This is a genomic window from Ruminococcus gauvreauii, from assembly GCF_025151995.1.
Lineage (GTDB): Bacteria > Bacillota > Clostridia > Lachnospirales > Lachnospiraceae > Ruminococcus_G > Ruminococcus_G gauvreauii.
On the sequence record NZ_CP102290.1, the window covers coordinates 1,178,488 to 1,199,007 of the forward strand.

Genomic DNA, 20,520 nt, shown 5'->3' on the forward strand with positions numbered 1-20,520 from the left:
ACGTATTCAGGTGCTGCACTAAATGCCCAGCCGCTCAAACTGTTCTTCCGGCGCATCGTGCTCCCGCATACATTGACTTAACCGCTCCACATATTTTTGCTCCAGTTGTTCGTCTGAAACGGGACGTTCCTGACGGTAATCTTCTTCTATATTGAACAGAAGATTGTCCCTGTTATATTCGGACCGGCATGAGAATTCCTGCGACGGATTTTTGAAGTTAATAATATCAGCGGGTATTTTATATACCGGATAGTTCGTCCAGGATAAAAATCTTCCCATCTCAATTTTGTCGTAGTCTTTTTTATTGACCGCGTCGTCTGCTCCAAAGTACTGTCTCAGGATACTCGGCACAGCCGTATAGACATTGAGCGGCCGGTTTCTTTCATCTTTTGCCGCCCTGATGTACACGTAGGTCCCGTCCGTATAACCAACCTGTTTTCCAAAATATCCAAAGATGACCCCGCTTCTGATCTGTCGGGCGTCCCTGTCCAGGACAGGCATCAGGCTTTTCCCGTGAAGCGGGTAATGAAGTCTTTGATCTGCGCCGAAGTACTCCAGCATCGTGGGCATCACATCGATATTCTGCGTCAGAGCCTGACTCCTTGCGGCCCCGCATCCCGGTTTACAGATGATCAGCGGTATATGAAAGACCTCGTTGTACGGTGCCATATAATTCTTCGCCATATACCCGTGTTCTCCGAGGTGAAATCCATGGTCCGTCGTAAATATGACCATCGTATCCTTCCACATGTCATACGCATCCAACACATCCAGGATTTCGCCGATATGAATATCCGTCATCGTCATCAATGCCTTACACCGGTTTATCAGGTGCTGTGTCTCCTCCGGCGTAAAAATATTCGGCTGATAATCGGGGTGATTGGCATCAAAGCCCGTGTAATCCTTCTCGTAGAGATCCAGGTATTTCTGCGGAACATCATATGGCTCATGCGGATCAAACGCTTCTACCCAGAGCATAAAATTATCAGCCTCATGATTTTGCCTTAGCCATCCTGCAGCACTGCTCAATGTCTTTACACTCGGATAATCTCCTTCCGCCTTTAATCTCCGGCGGTTTGCCTCCTCCGATACCGAATATTCTCCCTTGAACCCTTCCGGTCTTACCTCTTTTCGTATTCCGTCTCTGTCAGGAGCTACACACCACGGATCCCCTTCCTGTCCCCGGAATACCTCCCATGCAGTAAATCCCTTTGTATAATTTTCACCTCCCGGAATCACATAATGCGAATGGTCACTGAACATCATCGTATGTACGTTTTTTCCCGCCAATACAGTCTGAAGCGTCTGCTCATAAGGTTCGATCGCCCCCCATGGCTTCTCAAGAAAATTCAGCCGACCCGTCATAATATCCTTGCGCGCCGGCATGCAGGGTGCACTCCCGCACCAGTGGTTGTCAAAAACCACTCCCCTTTGTGCGAGTCGGTTCAGATTTGGCATCTGAGCTGTCTCTGTCGGATTGCCGTTATAGATGTCCAGCATCCTGCGGTTTACTGTGTCACATAAAATAAATATTGTCTTCATCCGGCTTTTCTTACACCTCCTCCTTCTTGCCGTTTTGCTTTACAACATAGTTATATATTACGTGAATATTTTGCGGTTTTCACTATTCAGAATCCAGATATAACATAAGAAAACACAGATTGTTCGCTTTATTTACAGCAAAACCAACAATAATCTGCCTTTTTCCATCGTAAAATGTATCATAACCATCAAAAAACAGTGCCGAAAAAGGATTATTCTTTTCCTGCACTGTTAATGGTCATCTATCTGCATTCCGCCGGAAGAATCTCCGGAGTGTAATGTTCCACTTCTTCGATATATCCCAGCATAGCTCTGCGCAATCTACTTCTCACCCCCTTATAACTGATGTCTGCAACCAGATTAACATTTTCATCCGGATCATCCTCCAGATCATACAGAAACTCTTCCCGGTATATGTCTGCCCCAGGCACAGCAAACCCATCGGCTCCCGGAGCAGATACGGAGTACTTGTACCTGCCATCACAGACCGCACGCCCCACCTGAGATTCTGAAATCTGAATAAACACCTCCGCTCTCCACCTGACATCTTCACCTTTCATCAGCGGAAGAAGTGACCTTCCTCGATAATGCCGCGGTTTATCCACACCTGCCATATCCAGGATCGTAGCCGGTATATCGATCAGACTTGCAAGCCTTTTACCTTCCCGGTAACCCCTTTTTATATCCGGTCCATGAATCACCAGCGGAATATGTGTGCACGCGTCATGGCATGCGCGTTTGTATTCCCCGTTTCTCGTCCGAAAATGGCTCCCGTGATCGCTGCTGAATATAATATAGGTGTTCTCATACTGTCCGTTTTTCTTTAGCGCCTCCACCACGCGTCCAAGATTTTCATCAATCCTCCTGATCATGCCGTAATAATCCGGCAGGTTCTTCTCCCAGTCTCCCTGTCCCCTTCGTACCGCGAGGTCCCCGGGTACCCAGGCATCCTGATACTGCTCAGCATATCCGTCCGGTGCAACGTACCGGTACATACAGTTCTGATGGTGCGGCTCAATCAGGGACATCATGGTAAAAAAAGGTTGTTCAGAGTCTCTTTGCTGTCCCAGAAATTCCAGCAGCAGATCTGTCGTAAAATCCACACGGTACTGGTTCTTATAAGGAACCAGCCTTCCCTCCTCGTCATACAGCCCGCCCTCATACGGCAGCGATCCCCATTCCACGACATCCATTGCCCGCCAGTAATCTTTATACCCGTAATGAAGCTCGGGCGGCACCGGTCCGTCTGTGGTCTGCGCCAGATGCAGCTTTCCGACATAACCCGTTTTGTATCCCGCCCTGTTTAAGTATTCGGCAAGCGGTGTACAGGACTCAGGATCCAGCCTGCGCAGATTGTGAAAATTTCCAGTCTCCGTGGCATACATTCCGGACTGAAGACAAGCCCGCGCCGGTCCGCAGACAGGCTGGCACGTATACGCCTTTTCAAAGCAGGCGCCATCCCTCGCCAGTTCATCCAGATTCGGTGTCAGGTTCAGATTTGGATTGAAGCAGCCGCAGGTGTCCCAGCGCTGCTGGTCTGTAAAGAAAAATAAAATATTTGGCCTTTTTGTTCCCATATGTACCTCCCGTATCATGTTAATATGTGTTATATGATTAGATCTTACATAATGGATTCATGTTTTTCATTATCCTTATCCCAGTTAAAACATAAGAAACTGCAGAAAATCAAAACACAGGCAATGTAAAATGTGTTCGCATTCTACATTGCCTGTGTTTAAAGGTTTTTATATATGAAGAGAGTGTATTGCAGGCTTATTTTATAATATGTTCCCCACGACATTCAGCCATGACTTCACCCAGCCGCTTTATGTAATACTGATAATATGCATATGGTGTGCCCGGAGCAGCCTGATGGTCAATGCCGCACAGGTATCCGCCCTGACGAATCACCGGCTCCAGCCGCTTAAACTCGCGGTCGATCGCTTCCGGTCCTTTTAAAATTTCCAGTTTATTGAAGCCGCCAATAAACTTAACATCCGGAAAACGTCTTCTTACATCCACGATATCAACGCCCGCGTTAACATCCACGGGGAGGAATCCATCTACACCGGAAGAGGTAAAGTTTGGAATCAGTCTCGTGAAGTCTCCGTCCGTGTCCACGAACACGTTTTGTACTCCTCGATCTTTGAGAAATGGTATGATTTCTTCATAACACGGTCTTAAGAATTCATCAAACGTTTCCGGCGAAATCATCGGACCATTCTTTCCGCTCAAGTCCTCCTCAAAGAACAATACTTCCGGTTTCACAATGTTTAATATCTTATCCATCTGTTCTTTATAAAGATCCAACTGGAATCTATGGATATCCTGTATCATTTCCGGATAATCATACCATGCATACAGCATCGGTTCATTGTCCATCAGATCACGGATACTCCAGAAGAATCCCATCAGCCGGAAACGAATCGGGTATTCCCCACTCTCACTGACCGCATGATATTTATCATATGCTGCATGCATCGCCTCATCCGTACAATTTTTTTTGTATGCCTCCAGTGTATGAGCCTTGTGGCGCTCCCAGGACTCCTCATCAGATACAATTGGCTGAACTGCTGTAAAAAGATCACGTCCCTTATAGTATTTTCTGATCCATCCGTCGATATCTCTTTTTACCGTATACTCCTCAGTTTCCTCCAAAATCTCTTCATCGTAACTCAAAAACGGAATTCTAAATGCCATGCGTAACACTGGATCATATCCCAGTGTTTTCTCCAGATCAAAAATCGGGTCTGCAAGCATTGTCATATAATAATGATCAACCCACTTCACAGGTTCGTCCTTCTTTATATAGCCGACCTCCGTAGGGACAATCGGCACTTTAAGTTTTTTGTTAAAATCTGTCCTCAGTCCTTCTTTTTCCCAATCTGCAACCGTCAAATCCCACGGCTCAAATGTTTCCTGCTTCGCTCCTCTGTCAAGCCCTTCATTAGAGAAACTTAAGGTACGAAATTCACGCTCTTTATTCGTCATTGCCCATGCCTCCTGTTATGTCTGACGATCTGAATCATCATTTTTACTTTTTAACAGTATAGCATGTACATATTTGATACTGATAGCACGCGCTACAGCCATACTAGCATAAATCACTGATAACATCAGTTGATTTTCTTAAAATACCGCGGCGAATAACCCATTACTTTCTTAAACATTCTTGAGAAATAATTGGCATCATATATTCCGACTTTTTCAGCAGCTTCCGCCACGCTCAGTTGTTCCATTTCGAGATATTCCAAAGACTTAACAATACGCATACGATTCATATATTCCATTGGTGACAGCCCCGTCACATCCTTGAACGTCGTTCTGAAATAGTTGGGACTAAGATAGACACTTTCTGCAATCTGCGCAACGTTCAGCTTCTCAGTCAGATGTTCTTCAATATATGCCATCGCACGGTAGATCAATTTTTTCTTCTGGCTCGTATAATTCTGCATCTGTTCATGCTGTCTTGATTTTACTCGTTTAAAAAAAACCAGAATCAACTGAAGATATGCTGATTTTACATACTCGATCCCTTCTTCTTTTTTATCCTGTTCCTCCATCATTCCATTCAGAAGCTGTTCGACGTATTTTATCTCCTGCGTGTTCAAATGTATCACTCCCTGTGCATTTACTCCCACCCGCCTGCTTTCCTCTTCTATAACCGGATCTGACAAAGTCACATAACGAAGCAGTTCATCCCACTGCTTTTTTACGTCCTCATTGGCATAAGGCGTATTGATTGTTGCACTGCTGAGCGTCCGGCTGCACTCAGCACCAAGCGGTTCCGGAAAAAAGTGACAGTTAACGATAGTAGCCGTTGCCTGCACCTCATAACTGTGTGTCTGATGGGGTTCGATTAAGAAAACATCCCCGGGCATCAGCAGAGAACGCACGCCCTGATAGTCAAAAATACAGGACCCTCTTGTTATAATTACGAATTCATAATACGTGTGGCAGTGAGCTCCCACCGGACGATCCACAAGGCACGGTATAACCGATATAGCCGTGTCATCCATCTTAGGAAAATCAACATAAAGTTTGCGTATGTTTTGCATGTCATATACCTCTTTCATCGTTCAATGCGCATAAATACAAAAGAGATGGTTCCAGGCCTTCCGCCTTCCGAACCATCTCTTACTAAATTGCTAAACGGACATGTCTGCCAGAGAAGACATCACCAACTATCAAAGCCGATTGCCCCGCGTTTACGCGCTCTTCAGTGCGTCTCCAGATACTTCTGAATATTTGAAGCATTTACATATTTTTTCATATTGTCGCCATCCACCACCACAAGTGTCGGCGCCTGCATGATCCCATATTTCGCTGCAAGATCCGGATTCGCTTCGGCATCGATGATTTCATATGCCTCTCCCTCCAGCATCTCCTTCGCCGCCTTACAGTTCGGACAGGTACTTGTCGTGAACAGATATTTGAATCCTTCACCATTTTCCACGGCTATTGTCTCATCTATAACAGCTGCCGCTGTCTTCTTAGACTTCTTTATCGCAGAATTCCCGATGTCGTATACCGTTCGGTTTTTATACTCCTGACTCTTGCCGTCGTTCCAGTTCTGAACAGGCCGATAGTATCCCGTGATCCTGCTGTATACTTCCGCCGGATGCCCGCATGTCGGGCAGGTAAAGTGCTCGCCCGCGATATATCCGTGATCCTTGCATACAGAATACGTGGGAGATAATGTATAGTAAGGCAGTGTATAATTCTCTGCAACCTTCCGGACCAGTGATGCCGCAGACTGCCAGTCCGGCAGTTTTTCGCCCAGGAACGCGTGGAACACAGTACCGGATGTATACAGGCTCTGAAGTTCATCCTGAATATCCAGTGCATCAAAGATATCTGATGTAAACTCAACCGGCAGATGTGAGCTGTTGGTATAGTACGGGGTATCTCCCTTACTTCCCGCAGTCCTGATATCCGGCCATTTTGCCCGGTCGTGTTTTGCCAGACGATACGTCGTCGATTCCGCCGGTGTTGCTTCCAGATTATAGAGGTCTCCGTATTCCTCCTGATAGTCTGAGAGTTTGTTGCGCATATGGTTCAGAACTTCTTTCGTGAATTCCTGCGTACGCACGTCCGTCATATCCCCGCCGAGCCAGTTCGCATTCAGCCCAACTTCATTCATACCGATCAGCCCGATCGTTGAAAAATGATTGTCAAAAGTCCCCAGATACCGTTTTGTATACGGATAGAGACCTTCATTCAGTAACTTTGTAATGACTTCGCGTTTTACATGAAGTGACCTTGCACTCACATCCATCATGTGATCCAGCCTCTGATAGAACTCTTTTTCGTTCTTCGACAGATATGCGATGCGCGGCATATTGATCGTCACAACACCCACAGAACCGGTACTTTCACCGGAACCGAAAAACCCTCCCGTTTTCTTGCGAAGCTCTCTCAGGTCCAGACGCAGCCTGCAGCACATGCTCCGCACGTCGCTCGGTTCCATATCGCTGTTGATATAATTGGAAAAATACGGCGTACCGTATTTCGCTGTCATCTCAAACAGCAGGCGGTTGTTCGTCGTATCCGACCAGTCAAAGTCGGATGTGATGGAATATGTCGGAATCGGATACTGGAATCCTCTTCCGTTGGCATCTCCCTCAATCATGGTCTCGATAAATGCACGGTTGATCATATCCATCTCCGGCTTACAGTCTTTATAACGGAAATCCATCTCTTTGCCGCCGACAATCGCAGGAAGTTCTGCAAGATCCTGCGGTACCGTCCAGTCCAGTGTAATATTGGAAAACGGCGCCTGAGTCCCCCAGCGGCTGGGGGTATTGACCCCGTAGATAAAGGATTCAATACATTTCTTTACTTCCGGGTAGGAAAGGTTATCCACCTTGGCAAACGGTGCAAGGTATGTATCAAAAGACGAAAATGCCTGTGCTCCTGCCCACTCATTCTGCATGATCCCCAAGAAATTGACCATCTGATTGCAGAGTACACTCAGGTGTTTTGCAGGTGAAGACGTAATCTTTCCTTTGATTCCTCCAAGTCCTTCCATGATCAGCTGCTTCAGTGACCACCCGGCACAATACCCGGTCAGCATGGACAGATCATGAATATGAATATCTGCATTACGGTGCGCATCTGCAATCTCCGGATCATAGATCTCGGACAGCCAGTAGTTGGCGGTCACCGCACCGCTGTTGCTTAAGATCAGGCCCCCTACCGAATACGTTACTGTGGAATTTTCTTTTACACGCCAGTCCTCCACCTTGACATAGCTGTTTACGATCTCTTTGTAATCCAGGATCGTGGATTTCATATTGCGGACTTTCTCCCGCTGTTTCCGGTACAGGATATACGCTTTTGCCACATCTGAATATCCGCACTGAATCAAAACATTTTCCACACTGTCCTGAATATCTTCTACATTAACACTATCATCCTTGATTTTTTTCTGAAAATCAGAGGTGACACGCAGACTCACCATCTCCAGCATATCCTGACTGTACTGCTTTTGATTCGCTTCAAATGCCTTGCGGACCGCCTCCGTGATCTTCGCAAGCTCAAAATCGGCTATGGCTCCGTCTCTTTTTTCTACTTTAAACATTACATCTGCCTCCTCTGCAATCCTAAGTCCCCGACTGCGCTATGGAACTATCATATCAAAGGATACCGAACGCGTCAATACACAAAATACCATATATTGTATGCCAAACGACCGGGAGCCCCCATTTCTAGGGGCTCCCGTAAATTTACAGACTTTTTCCACTATACTTTTCCATATATTTCCACCGGCACATACGCCTTGATCGAGATGCCTTCCGGATAGTATTCCTCCTCCACAACCTGTCCGACCTTTCGGATCATGCTGATGACATTCGCTCTGTCATATCCGTAAAAACGTTCGATATAAATCTGTTCCGCCTGAAGCATACGAACCAGCTCTTCCTTCAGTTCCTCCATGCCTGTCCCGGTCTTGGCGGACGTCCTGATGATACAGTCCGCCTGAAGGTCTTTCAGATTTTCAGGACAGTCCACCTGGTCCTGCTTATTGAAGAGCGTGATTATCTTTTTGCCTTCTATTCCCAGCTGCCGGAGCGTATCATACACAATATGCATCTGTTCATCCATCTGCGGATTTGACGCATCCACCACATGTATAATAATGTCAGCAAATTTTGCTTCTTCCAGCGTACTCTTAAATGCATCTACAAGATGATGCGGCAGTTTCCGTATAAACCCAACGGTATCCGTCAGTAAAATCTGCTGTTTACCAGGCAGGTCAAGCACGCGGGTCGTCGGATCCAGCGTTGCAAACAGCTTATTCTCCTCCAGTACCGATGCTCCTGTCAGAGTGTTTAAAAGGGTTGATTTTCCTGCGTTCGTATAGCCTACGATCGCCGCCACTTTCTGATTACTCTTCATCCGCTGCCCCCGCAGCAGCTCTCTGTGGCGTTTCATTTCTTCCAGATCCTGTTTCAGCTGCGTGATTCTGTTGCGGATCATACGGCGGTCCATCTCCAGCTTCTTCTCACCGGGTCCGCGCGTACCAATTCCGCCGCCAAGACGGGACATCGAATTGCGCAGCCCCACCAGCCTGGCAGCACGGTACTTTAATTGCGCAAGTTCAACCTGCAGTTTTCCCTCTTTGGTGACAGCGCGCCCGGCAAAAATATCGAGGATTACAAGCGTTCGGTCCATAACCTTACATTGCAGTTCACTTTCCAGAGTTCCGTACTGCGCCGGAGATAATTCGTCATCACAGACGATTCCCGTGGCATCCAGTGTGTACAGCAGTTCTCTGAGCTCCTCCAGTTTACCCGGACCAACATAACTTGCCGGATGAATGCTCTCTCTCTTCTGGATGACCTCACCCACCGTAACAGCTCCGGCAGTCTCCACGAGTTCCTCGAGTTCCCTCAATGATTTTTGCGTATCGTCGCCGGCATCGGTCTGAATCCCAATCAAAATGACCCGCTCTTCAATGTTTTTTGATTCATATAATTGCATAGCCCACCCCTGTTTGTTTAATGCAACTCTTTTGGTTACTTCTCCCCTTACCTGCACTCCCCGATGCAAAGTTATCTGCTTTTCAGAAACTCATTTTCCCTCACGGCAGTCATATCATCCGGATATTTTTCCAGGTATTCTGCCATTTTTGATTTTGCCGTCTCAAAATCCAGCATATATTCATATACGACGATCTCATTGAACAACAAACTCTGCGTCTCCGCGGCGTCCTCACACTCCAGGCCTTTTTTTATGTTGTTCAGCGCATTATCGTAATTCTTTTCAAATATATCACACATCGCCAGCCCGTTATACGCCCTGGACTGATTTTTCTCCTCCTTCAGATAATCCTGATAGAGACCGCGGGCACTGGCCGCGTCATCGACCGCAAGATAGACTTTTCCAAGCAGGAGGACGGCGTCCGCATCACCTTCATTGATTGCCTCGGTCAGCTCTCCCCTGGCACTTTCATAGTCCTTCAGCTCATAATAGATCCTGCCCCTGTTATAGTAATCCGATGCCTCTTTGGGCTTTAACTCCAGCGCTCTCTGGAGATACGATTCTCCCGTAACGGTATCGGATTTATCCGCATATGCCTGATAAATCTTCAGATACATGCCATAGTCCCGGCTGTCTTTCACGGCGCTGTCAAAATCATTTTTTGCCCGTTCCTGATCGTCCAGTTCCAGATATACGCTGCCTCTCAGAAAATATGTTTCCGGATCCTTCTCCAGCTTTAAAACCTCCGTATACACTTCGGCGGCCTTCTCATATTCCCCGTAATCCTTTCTCGCCAGCGCAAGATAATACATGACATCCTTTTCAAACTCTACATTAGTATTCTCCAGTGAGTTCAGGCTCCGTGAAAATGCGGCAATGGCAGCCGCATTGTCCCCCAGTTCATACTGACTGATGCCAAGCGCCCGGTAGGCTTCCGGAAGCCGTTCCTCCTGCTCAATCGCCTGGTTCATCAGGGTAACGGCCTCCTCATATTCACTCTTTTCCATACAGGCAATTCCGTCTTCATAATATTCATCATTTTCAGAACTGCCGCAGCCTGCTGTAAGGATTACCAGGCAGGCTGCAAACACCAAATACATTTTTCTCATCTGAACAGTTCCTCTTAACCCACAATCAACTCTTCTTCCGTCATCACCCGGATTACTCTGTCTGCACATTCCTGACAGATCGCATCATTTTCCGCCTCAACCATCACGCGAATCACAGGCTCCGTACCGCTCTCACGTACCAGAATACGTCCGTCTTCTCCCAGCTGCTCGCCGACAGATCTCACGACTTCCTGCACTCTGGAATTCTCACGGGCTTCCTGTTTATTTGCAACGCGCACATTTTTCAGCAGCTGCGGATAGATAACCACCTCTGATGCAAGCACAGAAAGCGGCTGCTTCTTCTCCAGCATCACTTCCATGACCATCAGTGAAGTCAGGATGCCGTCTCCCGTCGTCGCATGTTTGCTGAAGATGATATGCCCCGACTGTTCTCCGCCCAGGCTGTGTCCGTATGTCATCATATTCTCACAGACATATTTATCGCCCACTGCGGTCTTTTCATAGTGAATGCCCTCACGGTCACAGGCTTTATACAGGCCCAGATTGGACATGACAGTCGTCACAATCGTATTGTTATCCAGGCGCCCCTGCTCCTTCAGGTATTTCCCGCAGACATACAGAATCAGATCTCCGTCAATCACTTTCCCGGCCTCATCCACAGCGATGCAGCGGTCCGCATCCCCGTCATAGGCGAAGCCCACATCAAGATGTTTTTCCCTCACAAAATTCTGCAGGACTTCGATGTGCGTCGATCCGCAGTTCTGGTTGATATTGGTCCCGTCGGGCTCATTATGGATGACATACGTCTTCGCCCCCAGCGCGTCAAAAACGCTCTTTGCGATGGAAGAAGCGCTTCCGTTGGAACAGTCAAGACCAACCCTGATATTTTTAAAGGAACGGGTCGGCAGTGAGATCAGATAACCGATATAACGGTTCCTGCCCGCAGAAAAGTCCACTGTCCGTCCGATATTTTCTTTAATGGCAAATGGGATCTTCGGCGTCCCGTCGTCGATATATGCTTCGATTTTCGCTTCCACATCCGCTTCCATCTTCTGCCCCATACCGTTGATAATCTTAATTCCATTATCATAGAAAGGATTATGGCTTGCAGAAATCATAATACCGCAGTCAAAATTTTCGGTTCTCACAACATACGATACACTCGGCGTTGTCGTGACGTGGAGCAGATACACATCGGCTCCCGAGGCGGTAAGTCCCGCCACAAGCGAATATTCAAACATGTAGCTGCTGCGCCTTGTGTCCTTGCCGATCACGATCTGCGCCTTATGCTCCTGCCCGAAGTACCATCCCAGAAAACGGCCGACTTTATAAGCGTGTTCTACCGTCAGATCAATGTTGGCTTCCCCTCTGAATCCGTCAGTTCCGAAATATTTTCCCATACTGCCTCTCCTTATACTCTAACAATCAAACAACTTTTCCCGATAGACTCCTTTGGCGATCAGCTTCTTAAACGCCTCCACAACGGAATCCTTATCTTCCTGGTACGTTACGCCAAACCACTGGGCGCCGGTATTGATCACATGTACATCCGCACGGTTCTCCTGCAGCAGCCCGTCAATGATCGTCGGCAGAAGATATTCCTGTTTTGAATCTTCAGTTGACAATCCAGAGAGGAATTTCACAAATCCGCTCTCCAGTTCATCCAGAAATTCAGGCTGCAGTCCCCACATATTCATGGATACTTTAGAATCCAGTGCAACCGGGACTATTCCGTCTTCCGTCTGGACACCGGCGCCTTCCGCGGTTTTCACGATATTTCTGGTCTCCGCAATGCCAACCAGATTATTTTCTCCATCCATGCGGCAGATTCCCCTGGTCACGCCGCCGTTGTCGCTGAGTGTATTTCCAAGCATGAATCCCGCCATACAGATATCATAGTGGCCGTCCGCAGCCGGCATCTCATTCACAAGATAATCATGAAGTTTAACGAATGGTTCTTTGCCATAGTAGTCATCCGCATTGATAACGACAAACGGCTCGTCGATCACTCCTTTGCAGCTCAGTACCGCCTGGCCGGTCCCCCATGGCTTTGTACGGTCTTTTGGTTTTTCAAAACCCGCCGGGAGGTCATCAAGCTCCTGAAACGCATATACGACCTCCGTCAGCTTTTCGATCCGGTTCCCTATGATCTGTTTAAAGTCTATCTCCAGGTCTTTCCGAATAATAAACACAACTTTATTAAATCCGGCCTCCAGGGCATCGTGAATGGAATAATCCATAATAATTTCCCCGTTTGGGCCTACCGGCTCCAGCTGCTTAATACCTTTTCCGAACCGGCTTCCAATGCCCGCCGCCATGATTACCAGTGCTGTTTTCTTCTCCATAACTTCTCTCCTGTGCTTTTTCTTTTCCCCAGCAGACTGATCTTTAATCGTCCTGCAGTTTGCTGAGTTTTGCAGCCTGATCTGCGGCGATCAGACTATCAATGATTTCTTCCAGGTCTCCGTTCATGATGTTATCCAGTTTATGCAATGTGAGTTTAATCCGGTGGTCCGTCACCCTCCCCTGCGGGAAATTGTAGGTACGGATTTTTTCGGAACGGTCTCCCGTACCGACCTGGCTTCTTCTGGCCTCCGCCTCGGCATCATGCTGTTTTTCAAGTTCCATCTCATACAGACGGGCCCTCAGCACTTTGAGTGCCTTTTCTTTATTTTTGAGCTGTGATTTCTCGTCCTGACATGAGATCACGATACCGCTCGGGATATGTGTCAGGCGCACGGCAGAGTCCGTTGTATTAACGCACTGACCTCCGTTTCCGGATGCCCGGAACACATCAAACTTGCAGTCGTTCATATCAAGCTGAAAATCAATCTCCTCTGCCTCCGGCATGATGGCAACCGTGATCGTCGATGTGTGAATACGGCCGCTGGACTCCGTCTCCGGTACACGCTGTACCCGATGTACACCGCTTTCGTATTTCAGGCGTGAATAAGCCCCGTTTCCATTGATCATAAATGTAACTTCCTTAAAACCGCCGTTTCCATTTTCATTCAGACTGATCAATTCCGTTTTCCAGCGGTGTGACTCTGCATATTTCACGTACATACGGTATACTTCCGCAGCAAACAGTGCCGCTTCATCTCCGCCTGCACCTCCGCGGATCTCAACGATTACATTCTTGCTGTCATTCGGGTCTTTCGGAAGCAGCAGAACTTTCAGCGTATGTTCCAGCTCTTCCGTCCTCTTTTTGGCATGGGACAGTTCTTCCTTCAGCATTTCCCGCATCTCTGCATCAGATTCTTCCTCTAACATGGAAAGACTGTCCTCTATCGTCTGCTTGCAGTTCTTATATTCTTTATATGCATCCACGATCGGCTGCAGGTCACTTTGTTCTTTCATCAGCTTCTGGAATCTGGTCTGATCGTTAGCCACCGTCGGCTCATTTAACTCGCTTAAAATTTCCTCAAAACGAATCAGAAGATCTTCCAATTTATCAAACATGATGCTCTCCTCCTGTTATTCTCTTCTTTTGCTGCACTTTTTCCCAAGTGCCACACGGTTCCGTCCGCCAAGATCCCGGATGATCTGTACATCCCGGTATCCCGCATCGCAAAGCAGCTCTGTCAGCGCTTCCCCCTGGTCAAACCCGATCTCAAACGCCAGCATCCCATTTTCCTCCAGATACTGTCCCGCCTTCCGGATGATCTGTCTGTAGAAATACAGACCGTCATCTTTTCCGTCCAGAGCAAGCAGCGGTTCATGAAGGCGTACTTCATCCATCAATGTCGGTATGACATCCGTGCGTATATACGGCGGATTGGATACAATCACATCATAACAGCCTTCTATGTTCTCAAACAGGTCACTCTTTATAAATCTGGGATTCACGCCATTCTGGGCTGCATTTTTCCCAGCCGTTTCCAGCGCTTTCCCTGAAATATCCGACCCCGTCCCCTGAAGGCCACGGCCGTATTTTAACAGACTGATCACAATACAGCCGGACCCCGTACAGAGATCCAGGACCCGCGCACCTTCCGGAATCCTCTCAAGTATGGTCTCAACCAGGATTTCCGTATCCTGTCTCGGTATCAGCACGTGTTCATTTACACAAAAAGACAGACCCATAAAATAAGCCGTATAGGTCAGGTACTGAAGCGGGACATGCCGGCTTCTCTGCCCGACCAGCAGTCTGTACTGCTCTTCTTTTGCTTCCTCTATTATATCATCCGTATGCATAAAATAATAGTTCTTATCGATACCGCATACGTACTCCAGCAAATACCATGCATCTGCTTCTCCATTTTCTATCCTGCACTGCGCCAGTTCCTGTCTTCCTTCCCTGAGAAGCTCGCCAAGGGTCCTCATTCGGGCTGTCCTTCCCGGCAGACTTCCTCTGAATAATTCTCATTCAGGTATGTCTTCCAGTCAAACACCGCTTCTACAGCGGCGATCGCAACTTCAACCATATCCGCTTCCGGCTCTCTGGTTGTCAGTCTCTGCAGTGCCATTCCCGGTTTGCTGAGCAGATTTACCAGCTTATTGTCACTGCGGCCTGCAAGACGGATAATCTCATAGGAAACACCCGCGATGACAGGAACCAGTAGCAGACGCACCACCACGCGGAGCCACGGCGAGGAAACTCTGATGAACAGGAAGAAGATAATACTGACTATCATGACAAACAGCAGGAAACTGGTCCCGCAGCGCTTATGTTCCCTGGAGCTGTTCATGACATTTTCTACTGTCAGATCCATTCCGTGTTCCACACAGTTTATGCACTTATGTTCTGCACCGTGATACATAAATACCCTCTGAATATCCTTCATCCTGGAAATCAGCAGGATATATCCAAGAAAAATGCCGATCCGAACGACTGCCTCAGCGATCGCGATGACAGGTTCTGATGATGTGATATTCCTCAAAAATCCCGCAATAAAATAAGGAAGCATGATAAAAATAGCCACCGACAGCACGATGGAAAATGCAACCGTCCCATACATCAGCAATTTGTCCTGCTTCTCTCTTTTCAAATCCGCTTTTTGCTGTTCTTCTTCTGTAAGCGTCACTGTTTCCTCTTCTTCGTCTTCAAAAAAGCTCGCAGAATAGGTCAGACATTTCATTCCCACCACCAGTGACTCTATAAAGTTAAACACTCCGCGGACAATCGGCGTCTTTTTCAGCAGCGGGCTCTTTATGATACTTTTATACGGTTCCGTCTTTACTTCGATCTCACCGTCCGGTTTACGTACCGCCACCGAATACACATCCTCATGGCGCATCATGATTCCTTCCAGTACTGCCTGTCCGCCAATATTTGATGATTTCATATTAATATTGTCCCCTTAAATCTATTCACATGATGTTGGGGTCAAAAGACCTTTTGACCCTGGCATCATTCACATTAGAAAAATAGGTTGAGATTGTGACAATCTCAACCCGTTTTTACGTCTCTTATTTATTATCGCCCATTCCGTATTTCTTATTAAACTTATCAATACGTCCGCGTGCTGCCGCCGCCTTCTGCTGTCCCGTGTAGAACGGATGGCATTTTGAGCAGATTTCTACGTGGATATCCTTTTTTGTAGACCCCGTTGTAAATGTATTCCCGCAGTTGCAGGTCACTGTTGCCTGATGGTACTCTGGATGGATTCCTTCTCTCATTTTTTTCACCTCTTCTATCTGTTATTCTTCATTATTTAAATCATGTCACGATTTTCTCAATTTAAACAGCTTTTGAATTATATCATGTCCTTATTACAAATGCAAGTTTCTTTAAAGAAATTTTTGTTTTTTCACCATTTGTACGAATTCCTGATTTGTCTTTGTCCTCGAGAACATATTCAGGATATTTTCCACCGCATCCTCTGATTTCATACCATTCAGCGCTTTCCGCATAATATACGTCGCCTCCTGCTCTTCCTGGGTCAGAAGAAGGTCATCGCGGCGTGTCCCGGATTTCCCGATATCAATCGCGGGGAACACTCGTTTCTCCTGTAATTTCCGGTCAAGAACAAGTTCCATGTTACCCGTACCTTTAAACTCTTCGTAGACGACATCATCCATCTTGCTGCCGGTATCCACCAGAGCAGTCGCCAGTATGGTCAGACTTCCGCCCTCCCTCATATTTCTTGCTGCACCGAAGAAACGCTTCGGCATATGAAGCGCTGCGGGATCCAGGCCGCCGGAAAGCGTCCTTCCGCTCGGCGGTACGGTAAGATTATACGCTCTTGCTAGCCGTGTGATGCTGTCAATAAAGATCGTCACGTCTTTTTTATGTTCGACCAGACGCTTCGCCCTTTCAATAACCATCTCCGAAACGCGTTTATGATGTTCCGGAAGTTCATCAAATGTCGAATAGATTACTTCTACATTCGGCCCTTTGATTGCCTCTTTGATATCCGTCACTTCTTCCGGCCGTTCATCAATCAGAAGAATAATCAGATGCATGTCCGGACTGTTATTGAGAATCGACTTGGCAGCATCTTTGAGAAGCGTTGTTTTCCCCGCCTTCGGCGGTGAAACGATCATACCTCGCTGTCCTTTTCCAATGGGGCTTACCAGATCTACGATCCTCATCGCCAGACTTCCGCCCTGGCGTTCCAGCCGCAGGCGTTCATTCGGGAAAACGGGCGTCATATCCTCAAAGTTACAGCGTTTCACACTATCATTCGGTGACAGGCCGTTTATCCTGGTCACATACAGCAGTGCGCTGAATTTTTCATTCTGGGATTTTACCCGGGTATTACCCTGCAGGATATCACCGGTTTTGAGATTAAAACGGCGTATTTGAGACGGAGAGACATAAACATCATGTTCGCCCGGGAGATAGTTTTCACATCGGATGAACCCATATCCATCGCTCATCACTTCCAGGATACCGTTCGCTGATTCACCGCTGTCAAGCTGATTGTAATCTACCCTGCCCTTTTCTTCTGTCTCTTTCTCAATCCGTTTTTCTGAATCACTCTCCGGTGCAGCTTCGAGTTTCTCTTTTTCGTCTTCCTGCACCATAAGCTCAATCAGCTCGCTCTTTTTCATCGTGGATATTCCCTTTAAACCACGTCTTTTAGCAGCATCACGCAATACTCCTACCTGTAATGTTTCATATTTTTCTCTCATCAAATCCATTTACCTCGTATTCCAAAATCAGGTTCCAGTTACTTCCAGTATACCAAATCATAACCTTTCATACAACACCGAAAAATTTTCCTTTTCTGAAACCCGAATAAAAGGTGCATCTGCGAACTGTTATTTCATTCGCAGATGCACCTTTCTCATTCAATACTATGCTGCCAGGGTCAAAAGACCTTTTGACCCCAACATCATACTATTATTTTTTATAGAATTCAGGCATCCCGCCGGTAATGACTTTTTCTGTTTTTCCAGTTTTCTGAGAGGCGACAAGCGCATCCGCTGTAATCGCAGCCGTGTAGCCGTCCCATGCAGAGGAACCGCCTGTTGTCCCCGCCTTTACGTTGTCAACCCAATCCTGCAGTTCCACATCATAAGAGTCAATAAAGCGGAGAATCCAGTTCTTTTCAATGGCTGTAGCCACTTCGAAATTCCTGCGTGTGGTCGGGAAGGACGGGCACGGCAGATTGATGACACCGTCTTCGCAGACAACTTCGCAGTTGATATCATATCCGAACCCACAGTTTACATTGACTTCCAGCATACAGACAACACCGCCTTTTGTTTTCATGATCATAACCTGTGGATCTTTCAGTCCTTCATGAGCATTTTTTGTTATTTTCGGCATAATGCACTGAACTTCATCCCACTCATCGCCGCCGATCAGCCAGGGCAGCACATCAATCTCATGGATTGCCGTGTCTGTAACCGCCATCTCCGTCGTATAGTCATCCGCAACAGACTCCGCACGGTGCGTACACTTCAAAACCAGCGGTGCACCAAACTCGCCGGTCTCAATCAGTTCTTTCACCTGATTATATCCGCGGTCGTAGCGGCGCATAAAACCAACCTGAACCAGATGTTTTCCGGAGGCAATTTCCGCATCTACGATCTCTTTGCATTCCGCGGCAGTCGTAGTCAGAGGCTTCTCGGTGAACACGGGTTTTCCCGCAGTGATAGCCTTGAGAATAGAATCTTTGTGATAATTTCCAGGAGTTGTTACTACAACCGCATCAACTTCCGGATCATTAATCAGTTCGGCAGCATCCGTATATACTCTGACTCCTCCGACCAGCTCTGATGCTGCTTTTGCACCTTCTTCAAAAACATCGCACACCGCAGTAACTGTGACTCCCTGAATCTTGTACTGCAGACGTTTTGCATGTTCCTTACCAATCATTCCGCACCCGATAATACCCACTCTCAAATCCATTCTCAAATCCTCCATCGCTTCTTTACTCTGCACTCATACATCCCGTATTCGTGTCCATCCATTTGTTAGGTATATTATATTCCGGTGTGCACGAGAACGCAAGCGTTTTTACCAAAATTTCCTGTTTTTGTATGATATTACAATAATCGCCCATGATTTTTATGATATATTGCCAATAACTATGATTTCTCACATTTTTTGCACGCATTTCTAAAAAAATACCGTATCAGCACTGATACGGTTGCATTTAATTGCGTTCACTATGCACGCTTTTATAAACGGGTATGTGTCTTACAGGTCCGCCACGATTCCGCCTGTTGTTTTACCTCATAATAACAGGCGCCCGTCCCGCTTCCCTTAAATTGTATTTCGTCACAACACTTGGCTCGATGTACTCACTTGACTCAGTTGGGCTTAATCCTTTCGCCACATAATCATAGAGAATATACAGAGGACGATACCCCTGATATTCCGCTCCCTGACCAAAAAGCAGACTGATCCTCCCCGCTTTCAGATCTTCAACATTCTTCGGATTGTCATCAAACGTAAACACACGGATCTGTCCCGTCCGTCCCGCCTCTTCAATCGCCCTGCACACACCCTGGGTCCCGTTTGATGCCGAAAACACTCCGGCGATATCCGGATGTTCGCTGAGCGCCGTCTTCGTGATTTCATACGCAAAGGTATCATTGTCAAAGCATGCCTGCAGCGGAAGCAGCTCAACCTTCGGAAAATCCCCCTGCAGAACTTCCATAAAACCTTTTGCGCGGATATAATGCGCATAATTGGTTAAGTGTGCCGTAATGGGCAGCACCTTACCCCCATCCGAAAACATATATCCCATCATAACGCCTGCGATCTGACCGCCGACATAGTTATCCATCCCAACATAGCAAAGCCTTCTGCTGTCGGGAAGGTCTCCATTGAAAACCACCACGGGTATTCCGGATTCCGACAGCCCGTTAATCCGATCCACCACATCCGGTTCAGTAACCGGTGTGAGTGCTATCGCCTGGCATCCAGCCTCCAGAAACTCATCGACTGCCAACATCTCCGCCGCTTTGTCAATCGTCGGATAAGTTTTGATCAGGGTTGTCACGCCAAATGCTTTTAATTCAGCTGCTGCTTTTTCTGCCCCCGCAAGCACCATCTGCATCGTAGGAGTCGCAACCGACTGCACATAGACACCGAACTTAAACTCTCTGCGCGCAAGTACAAGAGCCTGCCCTGCAGGATGAGGCTGGTATCCCAGCTCATCTGCAATTCTTCTGATGCGTTCCGCAACCTCCGGTTTTACACGCCCCCGGTTATGCAGGGCGCGGTCAACAGTGCCCCGCGAGACCCCGGCAAGCTCTGCAATCTGTTTTGATGTAACCGCCATTTCTACCTCCCATGCCGCACCTGCCGCGGCTCAATTCAGGGATGGGTGAATTTTTATTTCACTCTCAACCTTACTTTTCAAGTTTTGCTTCAGCCACTCGTTAAGTCTTTATTACGGCTTATTCTACATGATTCTAAATTCTCTGTCAAACAACGTTAACCTCCATTTTCTATCATGAGTGCATTTCGGCAAAACATTTTTTTCGTCTACTATTGTCTATTCTTATCCTTTTTTAG

At 47.2% G+C, this 20,520-nt stretch carries 16 protein-coding genes; all 16 read right to left on the minus strand.

Annotated features, from left to right (window positions below; genetic code table 11):
• Positions 1-18: 18 nt before the first annotated feature.
• The 16 genes from NQ502_RS05735 to NQ502_RS05810 all read right to left on the minus strand — a co-directional run bounded on the left by NQ502_RS05735 (position 19) and on the right by NQ502_RS05810 (position 20,284).
• A complete protein-coding gene (locus NQ502_RS05735) occupies positions 19-1,542 on the minus strand; it encodes a sulfatase (RefSeq protein WP_028529709.1) in 1,524 nt (507 codons plus the stop codon).
• Positions 1,543-1,784: 242 nt separating this feature from the next.
• A complete protein-coding gene (locus NQ502_RS05740; protein WP_044983504.1) occupies positions 1,785-3,119 on the minus strand; it encodes a sulfatase-like hydrolase/transferase in 1,335 nt (444 codons plus the stop codon).
• A gap of 196 nt (positions 3,120-3,315) precedes the next feature.
• Positions 3,316-4,533: a uroporphyrinogen decarboxylase family protein gene (locus NQ502_RS05745; RefSeq protein ID WP_028529708.1), complete on the minus strand. Its 1,218-nt coding sequence runs from the start codon at positions 4,531-4,533 to the stop codon at positions 3,316-3,318.
• Between the two features lie 125 nt (positions 4,534-4,658).
• Positions 4,659-5,600 carry an AraC family transcriptional regulator gene (locus NQ502_RS05750; RefSeq protein ID WP_028529707.1) on the minus strand — a complete coding sequence of 314 codons (942 nt, stop codon included), beginning with the start codon at positions 5,598-5,600 and terminating at the stop codon, positions 4,659-4,661.
• 161 nt (positions 5,601-5,761) lie between these two features.
• The gene (locus NQ502_RS05755; RefSeq protein WP_028529706.1) at positions 5,762-8,125 is read right to left on the minus strand and encodes a ribonucleoside triphosphate reductase; all 2,364 of its coding nucleotides are present in this window, start codon (positions 8,123-8,125) and stop codon (positions 5,762-5,764) included.
• A gap of 161 nt (positions 8,126-8,286) precedes the next feature.
• Positions 8,287-9,528 carry a GTPase HflX gene (gene hflX, locus NQ502_RS05760; protein ID WP_028529705.1) on the minus strand — a complete coding sequence of 414 codons (1,242 nt, stop codon included), beginning with the start codon at positions 9,526-9,528 and terminating at the stop codon, positions 8,287-8,289.
• A 71-nt stretch (positions 9,529-9,599) separates the two neighbouring features.
• Positions 9,600-10,637 carry a tetratricopeptide repeat protein gene (locus tag NQ502_RS05765; protein ID WP_028529704.1) on the minus strand — a complete coding sequence of 346 codons (1,038 nt, stop codon included), beginning with the start codon at positions 10,635-10,637 and terminating at the stop codon, positions 9,600-9,602.
• A gap of 14 nt (positions 10,638-10,651) precedes the next feature.
• Positions 10,652-11,998 carry a phosphoglucosamine mutase gene (gene glmM, locus NQ502_RS05770; RefSeq protein ID WP_028529703.1) on the minus strand — a complete coding sequence of 449 codons (1,347 nt, stop codon included), beginning with the start codon at positions 11,996-11,998 and terminating at the stop codon, positions 10,652-10,654.
• 18 nt (positions 11,999-12,016) lie between these two features.
• Positions 12,017-12,943, minus strand: a complete 927-nt coding sequence (locus NQ502_RS05775) for a sugar phosphate nucleotidyltransferase (RefSeq protein ID WP_028529702.1) — start codon at positions 12,941-12,943, stop codon at positions 12,017-12,019.
• A gap of 43 nt (positions 12,944-12,986) precedes the next feature.
• Positions 12,987-14,060 carry a peptide chain release factor 1 gene (prfA, locus tag NQ502_RS05780; protein WP_028529701.1) on the minus strand — a complete coding sequence of 358 codons (1,074 nt, stop codon included), beginning with the start codon at positions 14,058-14,060 and terminating at the stop codon, positions 12,987-12,989.
• Between the two features lie 15 nt (positions 14,061-14,075).
• Complete coding sequence (prmC, locus tag NQ502_RS05785; protein ID WP_028529700.1) at positions 14,076-14,924, minus strand: peptide chain release factor N(5)-glutamine methyltransferase; 849 nt, start codon at positions 14,922-14,924, stop codon at positions 14,076-14,078.
• Positions 14,921-15,886: a DUF1385 domain-containing protein gene (locus NQ502_RS05790; protein ID WP_028529699.1), complete on the minus strand. Its 966-nt coding sequence runs from the start codon at positions 15,884-15,886 to the stop codon at positions 14,921-14,923. Before NQ502_RS05790 ends, prmC begins: the two co-directional genes overlap by 4 nt.
• Positions 15,887-16,010: 124 nt before the next feature.
• A complete protein-coding gene (rpmE, locus tag NQ502_RS05795; RefSeq protein WP_028529698.1) occupies positions 16,011-16,220 on the minus strand; it encodes a 50S ribosomal protein L31 in 210 nt (69 codons plus the stop codon).
• Between the two features lie 111 nt (positions 16,221-16,331).
• Positions 16,332-17,678, minus strand: coding sequence for a transcription termination factor Rho (gene rho / locus NQ502_RS05800; RefSeq protein ID WP_028529697.1), 1,347 nt, complete (start codon positions 17,676-17,678; stop codon positions 16,332-16,334).
• Positions 17,679-17,889: 211 nt separating this feature from the next.
• Positions 17,890-18,903 (minus strand): Gfo/Idh/MocA family protein, encoded by a 1,014-nt coding sequence (locus NQ502_RS05805; protein ID WP_028529696.1) that lies wholly within the window; start codon positions 18,901-18,903, stop codon positions 17,890-17,892.
• Between the two features lie 322 nt (positions 18,904-19,225).
• On the minus strand, positions 19,226-20,284 hold the full coding sequence (locus tag NQ502_RS05810; RefSeq protein ID WP_044983503.1) for a LacI family DNA-binding transcriptional regulator: 1,059 nt from the start codon (positions 20,282-20,284) through the stop codon (positions 19,226-19,228).
• Positions 20,285-20,520 lie beyond the last annotated feature (236 nt).

What these genes read in the sequence shown, in the direction of transcription:
- NQ502_RS05735 (WP_028529709.1), bottom strand. Translation starts at nt 1,542, where the DNA reads ATGAAGACAATATTTATTTTATGTGACACAGTAAACCGCAGGATGCTG.
- NQ502_RS05740 (WP_044983504.1), bottom strand. Translation starts at nt 3,119, where the DNA reads ATGGGAACAAAAAGGCCAAATATTTTATTTTTCTTTACAGACCAGCAG.
- NQ502_RS05745 (WP_028529708.1), bottom strand. Translation starts at nt 4,533, where the DNA reads ATGACGAATAAAGAGCGTGAATTTCGTACCTTAAGTTTCTCTAATGAA.
- NQ502_RS05750 (WP_028529707.1), bottom strand. Translation starts at nt 5,600, where the DNA reads ATGCAAAACATACGCAAACTTTATGTTGATTTTCCTAAGATGGATGAC.
- NQ502_RS05755 (WP_028529706.1), bottom strand. Translation starts at nt 8,125, where the DNA reads ATGTTTAAAGTAGAAAAAAGAGACGGAGCCATAGCCGATTTTGAGCTT.
- hflX (WP_028529705.1), bottom strand. Translation starts at nt 9,528, where the DNA reads ATGCAATTATATGAATCAAAAAACATTGAAGAGCGGGTCATTTTGATT.
- NQ502_RS05765 (WP_028529704.1), bottom strand. Translation starts at nt 10,637, where the DNA reads ATGAGAAAAATGTATTTGGTGTTTGCAGCCTGCCTGGTAATCCTTACA.
- glmM (WP_028529703.1), bottom strand. Translation starts at nt 11,998, where the DNA reads ATGGGAAAATATTTCGGAACTGACGGATTCAGAGGGGAAGCCAACATT.
- NQ502_RS05775 (WP_028529702.1), bottom strand. Translation starts at nt 12,943, where the DNA reads ATGGAGAAGAAAACAGCACTGGTAATCATGGCGGCGGGCATTGGAAGC.
- prfA (WP_028529701.1), bottom strand. Translation starts at nt 14,060, where the DNA reads ATGTTTGATAAATTGGAAGATCTTCTGATTCGTTTTGAGGAAATTTTA.
- prmC (WP_028529700.1), bottom strand. Translation starts at nt 14,924, where the DNA reads ATGAGGACCCTTGGCGAGCTTCTCAGGGAAGGAAGACAGGAACTGGCG.
- NQ502_RS05790 (WP_028529699.1), bottom strand. Translation starts at nt 15,886, where the DNA reads ATGAAATCATCAAATATTGGCGGACAGGCAGTACTGGAAGGAATCATG.
- rpmE (WP_028529698.1), bottom strand. Translation starts at nt 16,220, where the DNA reads ATGAGAGAAGGAATCCATCCAGAGTACCATCAGGCAACAGTGACCTGC.
- rho (WP_028529697.1), bottom strand. Translation starts at nt 17,678, where the DNA reads ATGAGAGAAAAATATGAAACATTACAGGTAGGAGTATTGCGTGATGCT.
- NQ502_RS05805 (WP_028529696.1), bottom strand. Translation starts at nt 18,903, where the DNA reads ATGGATTTGAGAGTGGGTATTATCGGGTGCGGAATGATTGGTAAGGAA.
- NQ502_RS05810 (WP_044983503.1), bottom strand. Translation starts at nt 20,284, where the DNA reads ATGGCGGTTACATCAAAACAGATTGCAGAGCTTGCCGGGGTCTCGCGG.